General features: G+C 47.2%; 17 protein-coding genes. 10 read left to right on the top strand and 7 right to left on the bottom strand.

Features of this window, described 5'->3' with window-relative positions; all coding sequences use genetic code 11:
* Positions 1 to 2,466: a penicillin acylase family protein gene (locus ACH3Y6_RS07200; RefSeq protein ID WP_490834917.1), complete on the bottom strand. Its 2,466-nt coding sequence runs from the start codon at positions 2,464 to 2,466 to the stop codon at positions 1 to 3.
* Positions 2,467 to 2,608: 142 nt separating this feature from the next.
* On the opposite strand from ACH3Y6_RS07200, the gene ACH3Y6_RS07195 reads away from it, so the two are divergent.
* The 7 genes from ACH3Y6_RS07195 (at position 2,609) to ACH3Y6_RS07165 (ending at position 10,470) form a co-directional block, all read left to right on the top strand.
* On the top strand, positions 2,609 to 3,832 hold the full coding sequence (locus ACH3Y6_RS07195) for a 4-hydroxy-3-methylbut-2-enyl diphosphate reductase (RefSeq protein ID WP_490834916.1): 1,224 nt from the start codon (positions 2,609 to 2,611) through the stop codon (positions 3,830 to 3,832).
* Positions 3,833 to 4,123: 291 nt separating this feature from the next.
* Positions 4,124 to 6,622 carry a cation-translocating P-type ATPase gene (locus tag ACH3Y6_RS07190; protein ID WP_490834915.1) on the top strand — a complete coding sequence of 833 codons (2,499 nt, stop codon included), beginning with the start codon at positions 4,124 to 4,126 and terminating at the stop codon, positions 6,620 to 6,622.
* A gap of 150 nt (positions 6,623 to 6,772) precedes the next feature.
* On the top strand, positions 6,773 to 7,303 hold the full coding sequence (locus ACH3Y6_RS07185; protein WP_490834914.1) for an SRPBCC family protein: 531 nt from the start codon (positions 6,773 to 6,775) through the stop codon (positions 7,301 to 7,303).
* A gap of 22 nt (positions 7,304 to 7,325) precedes the next feature.
* Entirely contained in the window at positions 7,326 to 7,535 is a 210-nt protein-coding gene (locus ACH3Y6_RS07180; RefSeq protein WP_490834913.1) for a hypothetical protein, read from the top strand.
* Between the two features lie 98 nt (positions 7,536 to 7,633).
* Positions 7,634 to 8,773: a Gfo/Idh/MocA family protein gene (locus ACH3Y6_RS07175; protein WP_490834912.1), complete on the top strand. Its 1,140-nt coding sequence runs from the start codon at positions 7,634 to 7,636 to the stop codon at positions 8,771 to 8,773.
* A gap of 186 nt (positions 8,774 to 8,959) precedes the next feature.
* Positions 8,960 to 9,814: a ChaN family lipoprotein gene (locus tag ACH3Y6_RS07170; protein ID WP_490834911.1), complete on the top strand. Its 855-nt coding sequence runs from the start codon at positions 8,960 to 8,962 to the stop codon at positions 9,812 to 9,814.
* Positions 9,815 to 9,864: 50 nt separating this feature from the next.
* The gene (locus tag ACH3Y6_RS07165) at positions 9,865 to 10,470 is read left to right on the top strand and encodes a hypothetical protein (protein WP_490834910.1); all 606 of its coding nucleotides are present in this window, start codon (positions 9,865 to 9,867) and stop codon (positions 10,468 to 10,470) included.
* Between the two features lie 10 nt (positions 10,471 to 10,480).
* Here the strand turns inward: ACH3Y6_RS07165 and cmk are convergent, their stop codons facing one another.
* Complete coding sequence (gene cmk, locus ACH3Y6_RS07160; protein ID WP_490834909.1) at positions 10,481 to 11,161, bottom strand: (d)CMP kinase; 681 nt, start codon at positions 11,159 to 11,161, stop codon at positions 10,481 to 10,483.
* A gap of 487 nt (positions 11,162 to 11,648) precedes the next feature.
* On the opposite strand from cmk, the gene katG reads away from it, so the two are divergent.
* Positions 11,649 to 13,883 carry a catalase/peroxidase HPI gene (gene katG, locus ACH3Y6_RS07155; RefSeq protein ID WP_490834908.1) on the top strand — a complete coding sequence of 745 codons (2,235 nt, stop codon included), beginning with the start codon at positions 11,649 to 11,651 and terminating at the stop codon, positions 13,881 to 13,883.
* Positions 13,884 to 13,955: 72 nt separating this feature from the next.
* Here katG and ACH3Y6_RS07150 read toward each other — a convergent pair whose 3' ends face one another.
* The 5 genes from ACH3Y6_RS07150 to ACH3Y6_RS07130 form a co-directional block, all read right to left on the bottom strand.
* On the bottom strand, positions 13,956 to 14,834 hold the full coding sequence (locus tag ACH3Y6_RS07150) for a pirin family protein (protein ID WP_490834907.1): 879 nt from the start codon (positions 14,832 to 14,834) through the stop codon (positions 13,956 to 13,958).
* Between the two features lie 96 nt (positions 14,835 to 14,930).
* Entirely contained in the window at positions 14,931 to 15,500 is a 570-nt protein-coding gene (locus ACH3Y6_RS07145) for a DUF4256 domain-containing protein (protein WP_490834906.1), read from the bottom strand.
* A 456-nt stretch (positions 15,501 to 15,956) separates the two neighbouring features.
* Entirely contained in the window at positions 15,957 to 16,781 is an 825-nt protein-coding gene (locus ACH3Y6_RS07140; protein ID WP_490835454.1) for a glycerophosphodiester phosphodiesterase, read from the bottom strand.
* Positions 16,782 to 16,858: 77 nt separating this feature from the next.
* Positions 16,859 to 17,488, bottom strand: a complete 630-nt coding sequence (locus ACH3Y6_RS07135; RefSeq protein WP_490834905.1) for an FMN-binding negative transcriptional regulator — start codon at positions 17,486 to 17,488, stop codon at positions 16,859 to 16,861.
* 163 nt (positions 17,489 to 17,651) lie between these two features.
* On the bottom strand, positions 17,652 to 18,746 hold the full coding sequence (locus tag ACH3Y6_RS07130) for an Mrp/NBP35 family ATP-binding protein (protein WP_490834904.1): 1,095 nt from the start codon (positions 18,744 to 18,746) through the stop codon (positions 17,652 to 17,654).
* 142 nt (positions 18,747 to 18,888) lie between these two features.
* Between ACH3Y6_RS07130 and ACH3Y6_RS07125 the strand changes: the two genes are divergently transcribed.
* Positions 18,889 to 19,536 (top strand): carboxypeptidase-like regulatory domain-containing protein, encoded by a 648-nt coding sequence (locus ACH3Y6_RS07125; RefSeq protein WP_490834903.1) that lies wholly within the window; start codon positions 18,889 to 18,891, stop codon positions 19,534 to 19,536.
* A 130-nt stretch (positions 19,537 to 19,666) separates the two neighbouring features.
* The gene (locus ACH3Y6_RS07120; RefSeq protein ID WP_490834902.1) at positions 19,667 to 20,563 is read left to right on the top strand and encodes a 3-hydroxybutyryl-CoA dehydrogenase; all 897 of its coding nucleotides are present in this window, start codon (positions 19,667 to 19,669) and stop codon (positions 20,561 to 20,563) included.
* Positions 20,564 to 20,623: the final 60 nt, after the last annotated feature.

Below are 20,623 nucleotides of genomic sequence, written 5' to 3'. Positions count from 1 at the left end.
TTAGCTGTTAGTAAAAGTCATATGCCATTTCACACGTTCATGTTTGGCGGCAGCGGCCTGTTGCAGAAAAAGGATGCGGTAATATTTTCCGGCAGCCCAGCTGTCAACAAAACTATCATAATACTTACTGCCGGGGTTACCGCTTTGTCCACCGGGATATACACCATAGGCTTCAATCTCATCGGTTAAATGTACAATCATGCGCCAGCTGGGACCATGGGTTTCCTTAGTAGCATTGATGATGTGTTCCCCGCCACCGATAGGCAGGTGCAGCCGGCTCAATGCCGGTATCTTCAACAGGTGGTTCACTTTGGTATCTTTCATAACAGCCCATTCCAGTTTGTTTGCTGCTTCCAGTTCTTTCAGATGAGGAACGGCTTTTTTAAGGGCTTCGGCCAGGTCATCATAAATGGTCTCTACCTTACCCGGAGTATTGATATTGTCAGCAAAGCGGAACGTAGAATCTCGTAGCAGGCTCTCCAATAAGGTAGAAGCATCCGGCTTGGGAAGTGGTAGATTGACTTTTTTGATCTCGTCACCCCAAACCTGGGTTTCCAAGCTATCCCAGATGGATTTAAACACGGTAGCACCCCTGGCCCCGGGATCATTCCGCAGGTCCCAGTTTTTCAGGATATCTATGTATTTTTTTTCATCTGCGCTCAATTTTGTTTCGTCCAGATAACGCATCAATACCGGCCTGGCGTATTCGGCAAATACATTGTAATTATCTGCCTGCAATTGCTGCATATCTTCCGGTGTGATCTGGTTCATCTGTGCCAGTTTCCGGTTGATGATGATCCCCCTGTATAGTGGAAAATTACTGGGAGCACCCAGGTAATAAGGATAGGTGGAATCGGTAGACATCTGGTTGGCGCTGCTCACAAAACCACGGATAGGGTTATACATCATCGGATTCTCTTCAACCGGTATGATGCCCTGCCATGCATAGGAACTGTCTGTGCCAGGCATAATAAAATCGCCCTGCCTTTTCCAGCGTGCTACAAATGCTCCCTGTTGTTTGATGGCAATATCCCCTGTTTTGGAGGCAAAGGCAAAATTCTGCCCGGGACACTCCCATTGAGAAATAGCGCCCAGGTATTCTTCATAGTTACGGGCACGGTTCAGTTTATAGAATGTCTGCAAGCCGGTACCCGCTTTGTGGGCTGTCCATCTAACAGCCAGGTATTTTCCTTCAGTGCTGATATTCTTATATGCATTATCATACATGACAGGACCAAAAACAGTCATAGCAATATTTTCCACCAGGTCTGGCTTGCCTTTGATCCTGATCACTTCCTGGCGATGTTTGGCGGGCACCCATTCGCCATTATACCAATATTCAGATAAGGTAGAGTCCTTGAATTTGATATCGTAATAATCCAGCACATCTCTTCCGGCATTGGTTACCCCCCAGGCAATACTATCGTTAAAGCCAATGATCACAGCAGGCGATCCGGGAAAACTGGCACCATAGGTATTATGTGTGGGCGTGTGTATCTGCACTTCAAACCACAGCGAGGGAAGGTTTAGTCCCAGGTGTGGATCGTTGCTGAGTATGGGCCTGCCACTTTTGGTTTTAGAGCCGCCCACCACCCAGTTGTTACTGCCATTGTCCTTATCCGGCACCATGGGTAAAAGGGCGGTACTGCTGTTGGCTGTTTTTCCGAGGTACAAGGAGTCTTTACTGGCAGGTGCCACGGGCACGATTGCCGGTTTCGGGTAGTCCGTTCCCCTGGGTACAATCGGATCCAGCGAATCCTGCACATTAGGATACAGTTTATCAAAATCATCAAATCCGAAATAATTTTTGGCATTGGTCATCTGCAGGTCGGCAGTGGCGCCGCGTGCAGTAAGGTCATACGACATGAACATCAGGAAAAGATAGGTCTTCAGCGGTGTCCATTTCTCAGGAGTATAATCCAGCAGCTTGTATTCGAACGGGATCTCCTGTGGCTTTAATGAACTGATATAGGCATTAACTCCCTCTGAATACGCTTCCACAGTGGCTTTCATTTCGGGATTCTTTTCCATATTGGCGAGCGTTTGCTCTGCACCATATACCATGCCCAATCTTCTGAACATACGGTCAATAGGCAAACGTTCCTCGCCCAGTATCTCACTGAGTCTTCCTCCTGCCACACGGGTCTGAAACTCCATCTGCCAGAGGCGGAATTTGGCATGGATATACCCCTGCACATAATAAGCATCCAGGTCATTCTCGGCATAGATATGCGGAACCAGCCTGTCATCTACATATACATCCACTTTACCATTCAGGTTAGGTAATTTTACGTTACCGTCAAAACTGGTATTCACAGGTTCTGCATTCTGCCAGAAACCCAATTGCGGAGAAAGAAAATAACCCAGGCGCGGTGTTTTGCTGCTTCCGGCCGGCAACTGTGTATTCAAAGCCACCACCAGCCCTGCGGTGCAGATACCGGAAATCAGGAAAGGAAGAAATCGCATAGCAGTCGTTTAGGCGATGAAAATACTGATTTTTTAAGAACCCAACAGAATCTGTGCGAATAGGTGATGCGCCATTCCCATAATTAATTTTTAATTACCAATTATTCATTCCCCTCACCGAACTCCCTAATTTTGCAGTACCATGAAGCAATTCAAAGTTCCCAATATATACCGCAGCCCGCTGATCAGCGCCATCAAACAGCAAAGAAAACAGGAAGACAAACTGAAAAAGGATTTCACCCCTACTTTGATGAACCTGGGGCCGTTGCATATTTATCTGGCAAGGCATTTTGGCTTTTGTTATGGAGTGGAAAATGCGATCGAGATCGCTTTCAATACAATCGAATCCAATCCCGGCAAACGCATTTTCCTGTTAAGTGAGATGATACACAACCCTCAGGTAAACAAGGACCTCGCAGAACGTGGTGTCCAGTTCCTGCAAGACACTTATGGCAAACAGGTTATCCCTTTTGAAGAGATAACCAGCGAGGATGTGGTCATCATTCCTGCTTTCGGCACTACCCTGGAAATCGAAAAGATGCTGCAGGATAAAGGCATACCCACAGCCCAATACAATACCACCTGCCCCTTCGTGGAGAAAGTGTGGAACCGCAGTGAACAGATCGCAGAAAAAGGCTACAGCATAGTGGTGCATGGCAAACCTAAACACGAAGAGACACGTGCCACTTTTTCACATGCATCCTCGCATACACCTACGGTAGTGGTGAATGATATGGAAGAAACCATCGCGTTGGCCCAATATATTACCGGGGAAAAACCGGCAGAAGATTTTTACATCGAATTCAAGGGCCGTTATTCAAAAGGGTTTGATATTACCCGCGACCTGCAGAAGATCGGTGTTGTGAACCAAACCACGCAACTGGCCAGCGATACACAGGCGATATCCGATTACCTAAAATCTGTGTTCATACGCAAATACCAGCTCACCGCAGAAACCATCAGCGAACGTTTTGCAGACACCAGGGACACCTTATGTTATGCCACCAATGATAATCAGACAGCAGTTACCGGCATGCTGGATACCGATGCCGATATCGCCATCGTGATCGGCGGGCATAACAGCAGTAACAGCTCACACCTGGTAGAGCTTTGCGAGCATCAACTCACCACCTATTTTATCGATTCTGCCGACAGGTTACTCGATGCCACAACCATTGAGCACCGGAATTGGCGTACCAAAGAATTAAGCACCATCAGGTATTACCTGCCGGAGAAAACACCTTTACGCATCCTCATCACCAGCGGGGCCAGTTGCCCGGATGCTGTAGTAGAAAAAGTGATCCGCAAACTGGCCGGCTTTTATGCAGTGGAAGCAGCAGTTGACCTGTTCAGCAGCCAATTGTAAAACTACCATAACAACAAAGAAACCGCCTCAGTACTGAGGCGGTTTCTTTGTTCACTCATCGTTCCGGTTTATCCAAAATCAGTATAGATGAAGTCTGCTGTTATTTGCTGAGTCAAAGTTATTACGGGATACCAGCCTGCCGACTGACATTTGTCATGCCAGATCATGATTTTAAGCACTGATCAGCGCATTTCCGCCGGTCTGTACCACTCGCCTGACAATTGTCATGTACGGCAAACACATATTTCTGTAACTTACCTCCACTGATTCAGTATCACCAATACTATTTGCATGTCTGTCAACAATTTCCAGATCAGCGGTTTAACAGATGAGGAAGTGCTCCGTGCAAGGGAGTTACATGGGCAGAACAAACTGGCTTTCAAAAAAGAGAACGGTTTTACGGATGCGATCAAAAGCCTGGTCAGGGAACCCATGGTGATCCTTTTGCTGGCGGCATCCTCTATTTACCTGATCAGCGGACAAACAGGCGATGCCATTTTTCTTGCTTCTGCTATTGTACTGGTGGCCGCCATTTCCCTATACCAGGATTCCAGAAGCCGTAATGCCCTGGAAAAACTGAAGAGCCTGACACAGCCCAACTCAAAAGTAATCCGCAACGGAGAGATCAGGGAAATACCCACAGAATCATTGGTGATTGGCGATTACCTGCTGATAGAAGAAGGATGCCTGGTAGCTGCGGATGGCACCATCATCCATTCCAATGATTTTTCTGTGAACGAATCGATCCTGACAGGCGAATCCTTACCGGTATATAAGGACGCATCCAGGGAAGACAAGACCGTATACAGCGGCACAACCGTAGCCAGCGGACTTGCCATCATCATCATTCATGCCATTGGCAACGATACAGCGCTGGGCAATATCGGCAAGAGTCTGGATAGTATCGAAGAGGAAGCTACTCCACTGGAAAAACAGATCAGCCATTTTGTAAAAAAAATGGTGGTGGTGGGTGCACTCGTTTTTCTCGTTGTATGGGCTATCAATTTTGTGAAATCGCAACTGCTGCTCGACAGTCTGCTCAAGGCACTTACGCTGGCCATGAGCATCTTACCCGAAGAGATCCCGGTAGCTTTTACCACGTTTATGGCACTGGGTGCCTGGCGACTCATGAAAATGGGCATTCTTGTAAAACAGATGAAAACGGTAGAAACCCTGGGCAGTGCCACCGTGATCTGTACCGATAAAACCGGTACACTTACAGAGAACAAGATGAGCCTGGCCAAAACATTTACGCTGGCCAGTCAACAGATGCTGGACACGGATAACATCACCGAACCGGAACAGAAAGAACTCGTTAGACTGGCTATGTGGGCCAGCGAACCCATTCCGTTCGATCCAATGGAACTGGCCTTACACCAGGCATACGCCAACTTACCGGAAGAGGACGAACGTCCTCTTTTTGGCATCATCCACGAATATCCATTGGATGGAATGCCACCGATGATGACACATATTTTTGAGAACCAGCATGGTCAGCGGATTATTGCGGCAAAAGGTGCACCGGAAGCAGTAACAGCACTTTCCCATCTGTCTGAAGCAGAACAACAGCAGGTGGAGGATGCCATTGAAAAAATGGCAAAAGAGGGCTATCGCATACTGGGTGTTGCGGAAGCTTATTTTTCAGGACCCGATTTTCCGGTTACCCAGCAGGAATTGCGTTTCCAATTCAAAGGATTGGTGGCTTTTCATGATCCTCCCAAAAAGAATATTTCACAAGTGTTGCAGGATTTTTATGCGGCAGGCATATCCGTAAAAATTGTCACCGGCGATAATGCAGCAACCACCTGTTCCATAGCCAGGGAAGTTGGTTTTAAGGGATATGATACCAGCATCAGCGGTGAAGCATTGATGAAACTCAGCAACCGAGAACTGCGTGAGACCGTCATAAACACACAGCTATTCACCCGCATGTTTCCCGAAGCCAAACTCCGGATCATCAATGCCCTGAAAGAACAGCAGGAAATCGTAGCCATGACAGGAGATGGCGTAAATGACGGTCCTGCCCTGAAAGCAGCGCATATCGGTATTGCCATGGGTAAAAAAGGATCGGAGATTGCCAAACAATCGGCATCACTGATCCTGCTGGAAGACGATCTATCCAGTATGGTAAAAGCCATAGCAATGGGACGACGCATTTATACCAACCTGAAAAAAGCGATACAGTACATCATTTCCATACATATTCCCATTGTGCTGACCGTTTTCCTTCCACTTGCATTGGGATGGGTATACCCAAATATTTTTTCGCCGGTACATGTGATCTTCCTGGAACTTATCATGGGACCTACCTGTTCGATCATTTATGAGAATGAACCTATGGAACAGAATACCATGCTGCAAAAACCCAGACCCTTCTCCAACACATTTTTTAACTGGAAAGAACTGACTACCAGTATCCTGCAAGGTCTGATGATCACCGTAGGCACGCTGTTTGTTTACCAATATGCCGTTCGGGAAGGAAGTAGCGAAGCCATCACCCGCTCCATGGTATTCACCGTACTGATCAGCGCCAATATATTCCTGACACTTGTTAACCGTTCTTTCTATTATTCCGTTCTTACCACACTCAGTTATCGAAACAACCTGGTATTCCTTATTATCGGTATTACCGTTGCAGTCACCGGTTCGCTGCTTTTCATACACCCGCTGGCACAGTTTTTCCAATTTGAACCATTGCATACCTCCCAATTGCTCATCAGCATCACCATCGGTTTCATATCCGTAATCTGGTTCGAACTCGTCAAATGGCGCAAAAGAAAAACCGCCTAAACCCCATCCACTCATCCGCTCACCCACTCATTCACTCATTACTCATCGCTCCCTGTCGCATTCAGCCTTCACAAAGTCGTTTTTGCCCCCAATGGCTTCTATTTAAAAAAACTACATTTGAAATACATTTACCACACCTAACCATTACCTATGCTAATCCTCTTAGTGATCCTGGCCATCTTGGCCATACCGCTTAGTGCTGCGGCTTTTATGGACAAAAAATTTACAATCGAAGAAAAAATACTGATCCACAAACCCCTGAACGAAGTATTCACTTACCTGAAACTGCTGAGAAATGCAGAGAACTACAATAAATGGGTGATGACCGATCCCAACCTGCAGAAAGAATTCTCAGGCACTGATGGCACAGCCGGCTTTATCTATCGCTGGAAAAGCGATATGAAACAGGTGGGACAAGGTGAACAGGAGATCAAACAGATCATGGAAGGGGATCGCATCGATTACGAGATCCGCTTCATCAAACCCTTTTCAGGCATTGCTGTTTCTTCGCTGCTGACCCAGACGGCCGGTAGCGGGCAAACGGAAGTTACCTGGACATTCAGCGGCACCAGGAATTATGTGATGTGTCTTTTTCACCTGTTGTTCAATCTCTCCCGGGCGCTGGGCAAAGACCTACAGACCAGTTTACAGAACCTGAAAAAACAGGTCGAGAAATCATGACATACCTGTATCAGATAATTGTATGGTAGAAGTTTTTAAAACCAATGTAGAAGAAACCGGCGAGTCTGCCAGGATCATTGCACGTTTGCGTGACCTCTATCCCAAAGGCAGGATCAACTTTGACCTGTCTGATTGCGACAGGATCTTACGAATAGAGGCCGACCAGGTATGTGTAACAGAGATCATTAACCTGCTGACCTCCATCGGCTACTATTGTGAGGTATTGCTGTAATACATCCGGCATGCTACAACGTTTTCGCAAATAAAACGTGAATAAATAAGGTTCAACACCGTTCATAGACCTAACTTAAATGAACGAAAATGAACCATATGAAACATACTTATGCCAACCGACGCAGGTTCCTGAAAAATACAGCAACAACTGCCAGTGGCCTGTTATTACTTTCTTCCCTGCCCAAAAAAACAATAGCCGGATTCAGCGCCGAGCCGAAGATCCGTTTCTCAGTAATTAATATCAACCACAGCCATATCTTTTCCATGGTGCAGGCGGTGATCAGGGGCGGCGGACAACTGGTATCGGTATATGCCAAGGAAGCCGACCTGCTGGCAGGTTTCACCAAACAGTTTCCTCAGGCCAAAGTGGCGGCTAGTGCTAAAGAGATCCTGGAAGACAATAGCATCCAGGTAATCCTGAGTTCCGGCATACCGGATGAACGGGCACCGCTTGGTGTAGAAGTAATGAAACACGGGAAAGATTATATGGTAGACAAGCCCGGTATCATTACGCTGGAACAACTGGCCGAAGTACGCCGGGTGCAGAAAGAAACCGCGCGTATCTATTCCATCATGTACAGTGAGCGTTTCGAAAACCGGGCCACCATCAAAGCGGGAGAACTGGTGAAAGCCGGAGCCATTGGCAAAGTCATACAGACCATTGGCCTGGGGCCACACCGTATGAACCCAAAATCAAGACCTGATTGGTTCTTCGACAAAAAACGTTTTGGCGGCATCATCACCGATATAGGCTCGCACCAGTTTGATCAATACTTGTTTTTTACAGGAAGCACCCAGGCAGAAATTGTAGCTTCCCAGGTCGGCAATATGAACCACCCACAGTACCCTGCATTCGAGGATTTTGGAGATGTGATGCTGCATGGAAACGGCGGTACGGGATATATACGGGTAGACTGGTTCACACCAGACGGACTGAACAGCTGGGGCGATGGAAGACTTACCATACTCGGGACGGAGGGTTATATTGAGATCCGCAAAAACATAGATATCGCCAGCGGCCACAATGGAGGAAACCACCTGTACCTCGTCACCCAGAAAGAGACGCAATACATCGATTGTAACAAAGAACCCCTGCCTTTTGGCGAACAGTTTGTGAACGATGTGGTGAACCGAACCGAAACCGCCATGTCGCAGCAACATTGTTTCCTGGCCACAGAACTGGCTTTACGGGCCCAGAAACAGGCAAAACTGATCAGCGGTTTACCCACAAAATAACCAAGCCGGTCAGGATAGCTTTAGCCCTGCCATCTGTATATGATGGCAGGGCTAAAGCTTTTAGGCACAATGGTTGGAATCATTTCGCACATATCTTTGTAAAAACAGAATCATCAGTGAATAGTACAGGATGTACACCAGTTACTGATGGTCTGTCAACCCGATTCTAGCCTTCAACTACGCCATATGAAACAACTGTTTATACTGATCGCCTGTGTATGTTTGGGAACCCTGGGTTCCGCTCAGCAGAAACCTGCCTATATCCTTTATAATGCCAAGGGCAAAAAAGTAAGTTACGACAAGATGATCCGGGTATTGGCAGAAAAAGACATCGTTTTGTTCGGAGAATATCATAACAACCCGATTGCCCACTGGCTGCAATTGGAAGTAACCACCTCACTGAAAGAAAAAAGGGATCTGGTACTGGGTGCAGAAATGTTTGAACAGGATAACCAGGAAGCATTGGACCTCTACCTCCAGGGGAAAATCAAGGCAAAAGGACTTGATTCCATGGCACGTTTATGGAAAAATTACAATACCGATTATGCCCCCTTGGTCAATTTTGCCAAAACTAACCAGCTTGCCTTTGCCGCTACCAACGTGCCTCGTAAATATGCATCGATGGTGGCTAAAGGAGGTTTTGAAGCATTAGATACGCTGAGCTCCCGCGAAAAACAATGGATTGCTCCACTTCCGATCGCCTACGATGCAGAACTGCCTGGGTATAAAAAAATGATCGAAATGATGGGTGGTCATGGCGGAGCCAATCTGCCTAAAGCACAAGCTATCAAAGACGCTACCATGGCTTATTTCATCCTGCAATACCACAAAGCCGGCAGCCTGTTCATCCATTACAACGGCTCCTACCACTCCAACAATTACGAAGGCATTGGCTGGTACCTGAAACACAAACAACCAGGACTGAAAATAGGCACTATCACTACCGTATCGCAAAAAGAAGTGGCTACCCTACTTGAGGAGAACAAAGGATTGGCTGATTTTATCATTTGCGTTCCCGAGAATATGACCACGACCTATTGATCGATCCGAAACGGTACCGATCAATCCGGGAAAAGGCTTAATTTGTTTCTGTGAAAACTCCTTTCCGCTTAGCTAAATGTGCAACCATCCTGGTTCTGAGCTGTTTACTGAACAAGGCTGTTCATGCACAGACAAACACCATAAACGGATTCACACAACAACTGTTTTTTAATATTTATACCGGCCAGCCGGATACTTCGGTCACTGCTTTTCTTCAGGACCATATCCCTTCCTTCAACAACAAAGCGTTTACCACAGGCACTACCCACACGGGTACGAATACGGGCAACCGTATTGAAATACATACGTTCGTATTTAACAAACACCCTTATTTTGCTGCTGCTTTTGTAAATGGCAAACTTGAATTTTATTGCCGCCATTTTGCTGATGCCAGGGGCGAACAGGTATTTGATGTAAAACTCTGGTTCGAATTTGAGAACCAGCTGGAAGCTGAGATGGCTTTTTCCAAATTGGTAGAACTGTTCCTGCCCATCAGTCAGGGAAAACGATTTAGCAGCACCAACGGGTCGCAAAGGGCAGAGTTTTCAGATAATCGTCAGAAACAGGGATTCAGCAAAATACAATTCCGGTTAACCGCAGACAACCTGGATCGTAACCGGTTTAAGATCTTATTTGAAACCGGCAATGAGCTGTAAATGACCGTACCTAATTGCCTATTTTTTCTTTGGCCCATTGCAGGGCGATGGCCAGTTGCTCGTCGCGGGTAAGCTTGGTATTATCGAGTTCTACCGCATCTTCGGCCTTTCTCAGCGGACTGAATTCCCGGTTGCTATCGATGTAATCACGCATTTCGAGGTTGGTCTTCACTTCTTCCACGGTAATAGCAGGATTTTTGGCATAGAGTTCCTTGAATCTTCTCTCGACCCGTATGGCCGGATCTGCTGTTACAAATATTTTCAATTCTGCATTGGGGAAAACGGCAGTACCGATATCTCTCCCATCCATTACGATACCTTTTTTGGCCCCCATCTGCTGCTGCTGCGCCACAGCGAATTCGCGCACTTCCTTCAAAGCAGCTACTTCACTTACATGCTCACTCACCAGCATATCCCTGATCAAAGCTTCTACATTCTCATCATTCAGGAACATATCGCTTTGACCTGATTGTTCATTGTATTGAAAATCGAGTGTGATCTCTCCCAATGCTTTGTGTACTTCTTTCTCATGACGCCAGTCAACATGCTGCCGCAGGAAGTATAAAGTAATAGCCCGATACATGGCCCCACTGTCGATAAACACATAATTCAGTTCATTGGCCAGCTGGCGGGCCAGGGTACTTTTTCCGCAGGATGAGTAGCCGTCGAGAGTGATGATGATCTTTTTCATAATGCAACCATTCAGGGTAAGTGGTCGGCCCGGTGATACAGATGAAGCCTGATGAGACAGGCCATAGCCAGGTGCAAAGTTGCAGCAAATAATCGCCAATGCAAAACCTAAGTTGTTAAACAGCTAAGTGAACAACCCTGTTAAAACATCCGGATTACAGGACTGAAGAATACCCATCTGAAAAGCTTTCCAGCATCACTTCCCTGATACAATACTCTTATCATTCTGTTAACTTTTTATTTAAGCCAAGCTGAAATAGGTTATTTACACAAAAAACTCACAGACTAGGCACTCACAGTCAAAAAATGACTGTTGACGAAAACAATCCATTCATATACTTGTTATAGGGTGTTATTCAACTGAATGAAGAAGATCACAATGAAAAGTCTTTGTCTTATCTTTACTCCCCGGTTATGTAACCGCCATTCGGGTCAATCTGAACCTCGATCAATTTCTTTTAGCCATAAAATTCACAAAACAATACAATATGGGAAATAACGAACATCCAAGCACATCAGCGAACAATAATGGCGAAAGCAAGTGCCCGTTCTCTGGTGGCAGCATGAAAAAAACGGCAGGCGGCGGTACCGGTAACCGCGACTGGTGGCCAAACCAGCTGAAACTGAATATTCTCCGGCAGAATTCTTCTCTGTCTAATCCAATGGACAAGTCATTCAACTATGCCAAAGAATTCAAAAGCCTGGATTTGAATGCAGTGAAAAAAGATCTTTTTGACCTAATGACCCATTCGCAGGACTGGTGGCCTGCCGACTATGGTCATTACGGTCCTTTCTTTATCCGTATGGCATGGCACAGTGCGGGAACCTACCGTATCCATGATGGCCGTGGCGGTGCCGGTTCCGGTACACAGCGTTTTGCACCGCTGAACAGCTGGCCCGATAATGCCAATCTTGATAAAGCACGTTTACTGCTTTGGCCCATCAAAAAGAAATATGGCAAGAAGATCTCCTGGGCCGACCTCATGATCCTTGCCGGCAACTGCGCCCTTGAATCGATGGGCTTCAAGACCTTCGGTTTTGGAGGCGGACGTGAAGACGTATGGGAACCTGAAGAAGATATTTACTGGGGTTCTGAGACCGAGTGGCTGGGTGACAAACGTTATACCGGCGACCGAGACCTGGAGAATCCCCTGGCTGCCGTACAAATGGGTTTGATCTATGTGAACCCCGAAGGCCCTAACGGCAATCCCGACCCTTTGGCTGCAGCACGCGATATCCGCGAAACCTTTGGCCGTATGGCAATGAATGATAAAGAGACCGTGGCACTGATTGCCGGTGGTCACACTTTTGGTAAAACACATGGTGCCGCCGATCCCGGCAAGTATGTGGGTCGTGAACCGGCAGCAGCGCCTATTGAAGAGCAGAGCCTTGGCTGGAAGAACAGTTTTGGTACCGGTAATGCCGGCGATACCATCACCAGCGGTCTGGAAGGAGCCTGGACCACCACTCCTACCAAATGGAGTAACAACTTTTTCTGGAACCTGTTCGGCTACGAATGGGAGCTGACCAAAAGTCCTGCCGGCGCGCATCAATGGAAACCCAAACATGGTATGGGAGCCGATTCTGTACCTGATGCGCATGATCCGTCTAAACGTCATGCGCCAACCATGCTGACCACAGACCTGGCATTGCGGGTGGATCCGGTTTACGAACGTATTTCAAGACGTTTCCATGAGAACCCCGACCTGTTTGCAGATGCATTTGCGCGTGCCTGGTACAAACTTACCCATCGCGATATGGGGCCTCGTTCCCGTTACCTCGGACCTGAAGTACCTGCTGAAGAACTGATCTGGCAAGACCCGATCCCGGCTGTAACACATCAGCTGATCGACGAAAAAGATATCGCTGCCCTGAAGGGTAAATTACTGGCCAGCGGATTGTCCGTATCGGAACTGATAACGACCGCCTGGGCTTCTGCATCCACTTTCCGTGGTTCAGACAAACGCGGTGGTGCCAATGGTGCCCGCATCCGACTGGCTCCACAGAAATACTGGGAAGTGAACAATCCTTCGCAACTGTCGAAAGTGCTGGATACACTGGAAAAGATTCAGAAAGAATTCAATAGTGCGCAGAGTGGCAAGCAGGTATCACTCGCCGACCTGATCGTACTGGGTGGCGCTGCCGCCATTGAGCAGGCTGCTAAAAATGCCGGTCATGATGTGAAAGTTCCTTTCACTCCCGGACGTGCAGATGCATCGCAGGAACAAACCGATGTAGAGTCCTTTGCAGTGCTGGAACCCGTAGCCGATGGTTTCCGTAACTATAAAAAGAACCGTTCAGCAGCTTCTGCAGAAGAGATGTTGATAGACAAAGCACAACTGCTTACCCTGACAGCACCGGAAATGACCGTTCTGATCGGAGGTATGCGTGTACTGAATACCAACTATGATCACTCGCAGCACGGTGTGTTCACCAAACGCCCTGAAACATTGACCAATGATTTCTTTTTGAACCTGCTTGACCTTGGCACCAAATGGAGCGCTGTTGCGGGCTCACAGGATATTTTTGAAGGAACAGACCGTAAAAGCGGTGAGCGAAAATGGACAGGTACCCGGGTAGATCTTATCCTGGGCTCAAACTCCGAACTGCGCGCAGTGGCTGAAGTATATGCCTGTGAAGATGCACAAGAGAAGTTTGTACATGACTTTGTTGCGGCCTGGACCAAAGTGATGAACCTGGATCGTTTTGATCTGGCTTTATAAATCATCGATCCAAGGTGAACATAATAAAAAGGTGGTCTTTAGCAGACCACCTTTTTATGTATTGAATACCCCTTAATCTTCCAGGTAACCGAACTTACCGGCGTTATAATCATTGAAAGCCTGCAGCAATTCCTGCTGTGTATTCATTACAAACGGACCATGGGCGGCAATCGGCTCCTGAATGGGCTCTCCGCTTAACACCAACACTACTGCATCTTCATCCGCTATAAGAGTAAACTGTTCCCCTTCATTGGCAAACAATGCAAAGTGATTTGTGGCAACCCGATAAGTATCATTGATAGTGACATTACCTTCCAACACCAGCGCAGCCGTATTGTAGTTGGCCGGAAAACTAAAATCTGCCTGTCCGCCCTGTTTCAGTTTTACATTCAGCAGGTGTACCGGGGTAAAAGTAGCAGCCGCACCTTTCATACCTCCATATGCACCTGCGATCACTTCTATTTCACCCTTATTGTTTTCCAGGAAGACCCTGCCGATGTCTTTGTTGGCCAATGCCTGGTACTTGGGTTTCGACATTTTATCTTTTGCCGGCAGATTTACCCATAACTGAACCATCTGGAACAGTCCGCCTTTTTTACTCCATTCCTTTTCATGAAATTCCTTGTGCAATACTCCCGAAGCCGCGGTCATCCATTGCACATCTCCTTCATCGATCACACCACCGCCACCGCTGCTGTCGTGGTGCGCTACTTTTCCTTTATAAGCAATGGTAACCGTTTCAAAACCACGGTGCGGATGTACCCCAACCCCTCTTGGTATATCGCTGGCCGGAAAATGATAGGGCGAATTATAATCGAGCATGATAAAAGGACTCATCCGTTGCATGCTCAAACCCTGGCTACCCGGAATGATGTTATGTACACGGAAACCATCGCCCACAAAATGCGTTCCTCCGGGTGCAATGACTCTTTCTATTTTTTTAATTGACATGATCTTGATTTTGTATTACAAAGTTAACAATAGCTTCCTCCTCCATACATTAATCTATGTTAAGAATGGGCGGCAAGTGTCATTTCTATGTCATCATCATACAGTGAGCGAACAACGGAATCCCCTGGCGGCATAGTAAGAATCCGCTCCGTTGTGATAGAGAAAGACGGTATCGTATCTGCGATCACAGAAAACAGCGCCACCCAGTTTTCTGATGGCAGATGGCGTCTGTATCCAGCTGGAAGTCTTGGTGTCAAACTTCCCCTTTGTTTGCAGTTCCCCGTATTGTGCTTCGGTTAGTAATGACGCGCCCATTTCGGTTGCCATTTCAACAGCACTGTTTTTGGGTTTGTGTTCTTTCCGCGCTTCCAGTGCGGCAGAGTCATAACAGCAGCTCCGGCGGCCTACAGGACTTTCTGCCGAACAATCGAAAAAAATGTAGACGTCTTCCTTTTTATCATAGCCTACCACATCCGGCTCACCACCGGTATTTTCCATTTCATTCAATGACCATAACTTCTCCTGGCTGGCTTCCAGTTTAGCCTGCACTTTTGCCCAGCTTATACCTTTATGACGATCCATGTTTTTCTCAAAACGGGTTCTGAGTATGTGGAAGAGTTCTTCTCGTTGTGACGACGATAATTCTTTCTTGGTTACTTTAGCCATTTTGATTTTTCGTTTTATGGGGTTATGTGATCCCACTACTTTCAGGAAACTACAAACAGGATGGGATACAGATATTGTCAGGCTATGCAAACAGACAATCCCTGGAAACTAAATGTAGTAAAGTTGCCTCAAAAAACCTGCCACTGTATCTTTCCGGCTCCTGTATTCAGAGCAAACGCATCAATATTTCTGAAGTAGTCGCTTGGCTCCACCGAGTGACGCCTATCCCCAGGCTTCCAGCCTGAAAGTTTACAAGTCTTAAAGCCAGCATCCCCGCAACCACAGTACCGGTTATCTTTCTAGAGAATTGTATAATGCAGTCGTGAGAATTTACCATAGGTTTTTAAATCCTGGTTTACAGTCCGGGCTATAGACAATATCAACTGATACTATTTCTGTGTCATTGCATTCAAAAAATCACAATGTCTGCGCAATTATGTTATTATAAACTATCCACTACCATTGTAGAAATAAATCGGGATAATCTGTTATCACACCTGTAACGCCCATTTTCTTCAACGCCTTGATCCGCGTGAGATCGTTCACGGTCCAGGGTATCAGACCAATACCTGCATCCCTGCATTGTTTTACCAGCAAGGGTGTTACCAGTGTATGCGCCGGACTGTACACTGTTGGTATAAACCCAAGATGCTGTAACTGCCGGGCAAAAGGTTGGGCATCCTCCTCTTCCACCAGTAATGCTGTTTTGATATGAGGATATTTTCCATGGAGGTATTGCAGTGTTCGCGGATCGAAAGACTGGATAATCACCCTGTCGGTAATACCCTTCTGGTTGATCACACCCACCAGCAATTCCACAAATTCGGCAGGTTCAGGATGGTACTGTCCGTCCGTGGCAGGCTGACTCTTGGTTTCTATGTTATACTGGGGAAGTGTTTTTTTATGAATCCGGCAATAGGTTTCTACCGAATCGATCATATCTGACAACAACGGTTTGTGTACCGGCAGTTTCTGTTGCTTCGGAAAACGGGGATGGGGCTTTTGCCCTACATCGTATTTTGTTATCTCAGCATACTGCATCTGATAAATATTGAGACTTTTCTCTTCCCCTTCGCTAACCGGTGTACCATCAGGTTTTGTACTGATCTCGTGATTGAAAAAAGGCTCATGACTGAGTATCACCTGCTTGTCTCTTGTGATCACGGCATCTGTCTCCAGCGTGGTAACTCCCAGGTCAATGGCGTGCAGCATAGCGGGAATGGTATTCTCCGGCATCAGTCCGCGACAGCCACGATGGCCCTGCTTATCGAAATTTTTCACTTCCAAACGTTGTGTTTTCAAACCGCCTGTGCAGGCAGTTAATGAACAAGTCAGTAGTAGTGCTGCAAATGTTTTCATCAATCAAACAGCTGATCTTTTCTTTTACGCATTTCCCGTGCCACGGCCTGCGCACCCGGATCACCTGCTTCCAAGTTAGCCAAAATATTGTCATAGCTTTTCAGATCGCGGTTCTGGCTCAGTTTAAACACATGTTCCAGCCTAGTAACCCTTACCTCGAAAGCAACGATGGCTTTTGCTAACCGCATCACATAAGCCGGTTCCATTTCTTTATACAATGCAGGTGATGCAGGATTATTCTCGTAAAAACTGGTGGTTTCATCGAGTATTTCCAGCAGTTCCGGTTCAGTTAGAAAAACAAGCTCACCATAGGCATGAACCGTCATATAGTTCCAGGTAGAAGCCTGCTGTTTGTTTTCATACCAGCTGGCGCTTACATATGCATGCGGCCCGGTGAACAATACCAACACCTGCTGGTTCTGTTCCAGCGCTTTGTGATGGTCGGTACCTTTCATGATATGACCACGCAAATACAACTGTCCCTCCCTCTCCGCAAATAAAAAAGGGATCTGTGTGGCCTCTGGTTTTTGCGTCGCATCCACGCAGATCAGTGCGGCAAATGAATGCTGTTTCATGAATTGGAGAACTACGGCAGGATCTTTTTCTTTAAAATGAGGAAGGTTATACATAGGTTATATGTTATGGGTTTTCAGTAGTAAGTTTTAACAGGTGACAGATAACACAGTTAGATACTTTATGGGAATTCACTAAGGTATCAAATAAAAAGCTCCGTTCATTACAGGATGATGAACGGAGCGTCGCAAGTATAGATGCACAAAGAAGTGAAGCCGGTTACTGTACCACCTGTATCACTTGTGTTTGCGGCATATTGGCATTACGCATGGCGATATTGCGTACAGCGGCAGATACAAAGGTCCGGAATGCCTGCTGGCTCACCGCATCATCGCCTACCATGGCTGGTACGCCACTATCTCCGCCTTCGCGGATGGATTGCACCAATGGCACCTGACCCAGGAAAGGCAGTTCATATTCTTCAGCCAGGCGTTTGCCGCCTTCTTTACCAAACAGGTAGTATTTGTTTTCCGGTAACTCGGCCGGGGTGAAATAGGCCATATTCTCCACCAGTCCGATAATGGGCACATTGATCTGTGCCTGCCCGAACATGGCGATCGCTTTTTTGGCATCGGCAAGTGCCACGTTCTGTGGTGTGGTAACGATTACTACACCGGTTACAGGTACTGTCTGCATTAAGGTAAGATGAATATCGCCGGTACCTGGGGGCATATCAATCACCAGATAATCCAGCTCGCCCCAATCCACATCGGTAATAAACTGCCGGATAGCGCTGCTGGCCATGGGTCCACGCCAAACCACGGCATTCTTTTCATCTACCAGCAGGCCGATACTGATCAGACTGATACCGTATTTCTGCAGGGGAACGATCATGCCTTTCCCATCTACTTCCTTCATCATCGGCCGCTCACCCCGAACCCCAAACATGATGGGCACACTGGGACCATAAATATCTGCATCCATTAACCCTACTTTGGCGCCACCTTCGGCCAGGGCCAGGGCCAGGTTGGCCGATACGGTACTCTTACCTACCCCTCCTTTACCACTCACCACAGCAATGATATTTTTTACACCCGTAAGCACCTGCTGGTTGTCTTTACGTGTGGTGGATGTATTGGCTGTAAAATTCACCTGCACAACAGCGGCTTTGTTCACCAGTAGTTTAATGGCATTTTCACTGGCCGTACGCATCATATCCTTCATTGGACAGGCGGGGGTGGTTAATACAATGGTAAAACTTACCTCATTACCGTTAATGCTGATGTCTTTTACCATGTTCAGCGTTACGAGATCCTTGCCCAGATCGGGCTCCTGCACGTTACTCAGCGCCTTCAGTATATCTGCTTCTGTCATCACGAAAGTTTTTGTTAAAAAAGAATTCAGGTTGCAAAGTTAACAGTTGGCGCCCTTACTTTGTTGGAAATAGTAAGTCCCCCGGATTAAAGGGGCCCGGATGGTGAATTTTGTGTACAAACGCTTTGTATTTTTGAGCCGAATGAGGAAACCGTTACAATACCTTCTTTTACTGGTAACATTGCTTTTTGCACAGCAGGGCTGGGCCCAGCAGGTCAGCCCCTACCGCGATTCAGTGGTACAGTTGTATGGGGTTGTGATGACGGCAGACAGTCTCCAGGGCATCCCTTCCTGCAGTGTGATCGTGGAAGGAAAGGGTCGGGGTACCATTACCAGCTACGATGGGGTATTCTCCATTGCGGTGCTGAAGGGCGACCGCATCACTTTTTCCAGTATCGGTTTCAAGAACCGGAGCATCCAGATACCGCATAACCTGGATGGTAATCAATACAGTGTGATTCAACTGCTGGTGAGCGACACCGCCTATCTGCCAGCCACCATCCTGAAACCCCGCCCTACCCGCGAACAGTTTGAACGTGATTTCGTCAACAACAAAGTGGCGGATGACCTCTACGAAACCGCCCGTAAGAATACCGATGAGGCTCAGCGCCGGATACTCCTGAACAGTTTGCCGGCCGATGGCAAGGAAGCCATCAATTATCAACTGCGCCAGCAGGCCACCAAAGCCTATTATAGTGGCCAGGTGCCTCCCATGAACATCCTGAACCCTGCCGCATGGGCAGACTTCATCAAAGCCTGGAAACGGGGTGATTTCAAGAGCAAAAAATAAAGTCGATCTGCCGCTATATGGGAGTGGCTGCCAACACGCTACACCTTAAATTCTTTTGGAATAAACCCCCAATATGAATGTCCGGCCTTTTACCTTTGCCTGAAACGATTGCCAAACCAAACCTATCAGCATGTCATTGAAAAATATCACCGTCATCGGTGCGGGCACCATGGGAAATGGAATCGCCCACGTATTTGCCCAGTCAGGATTTACGGTCACCCTGGTGGATGTGAATGTGATGCAGCTTGAAAAAGCGATACAGACCATCGAAAAGAACCTGGAAAGGCAGGTGACCAAGGGTACACTTACCGCTGAACAGAAAAAACAGGCATTGGCCAACCTAACCACCCAAAGCGACCTGACAAGAGGAGTAGCAAATGCCGACCTGGTGGTGGAAGCCGCCACAGAAAATGTGGAGCTGAAACTCAAGATCTTTGCACAACTGGACGAAGCCGCACCAGCGCATACCATACTTGCCACCAATACCTCTTCCATTTCCATCACAAAGATAGCTGCGGCCACACAGCGTCCGGAGAAAGTGATCGGTATGCATTTTATGAACCCAGTCCCGGTCATGAAGCTGGTGGAGATCATCAATGGCTATGCTACCCAAAAAGAAGTGTCGGATAGCATTGTGAGCCTGAGTAAGGAACTGGGGAAGGTTCCCTGTGTGGTGAATGATTACCCCGGCTTTATTGCAAACCGGATATTGATGCCAATGATCAACGAAGCCATTTACAGCCTGTATGAAGGTGTGGCTGGTGTTGAAGCCATCGATACCGTGATGAAACTTGGCATGGCACATCCCATGGGTCCCTTGCAGTTAGCTGATTTTATTGGCCTGGATGTATGCCTGAGTATCCTGAACGTACTATACCAGGGATTCGGCAATCCCAAATACGCCCCCTGCCCTTTGCTCGTGAATATGGTAACTGCCGGTAAACTTGGGGTGAAGAGCGGGGAAGGTTTCTACAGCTATACCGCGGGAAGCAAAGAGCTGGTGGTAAGCAAAGCCTTTACAAAATAAGTTTCATCCGAATAACAGAACCGTGTCTTTGCGATCAGGTGTCACGCAAAGACGCGGTTC

This window comes from Sediminibacterium sp. FW305-C-269, assembly GCF_058231045.1.
Note: the sequence above shows the minus strand (reverse complement) of the source record. Positions and strands in the feature narration are given on the sequence as shown.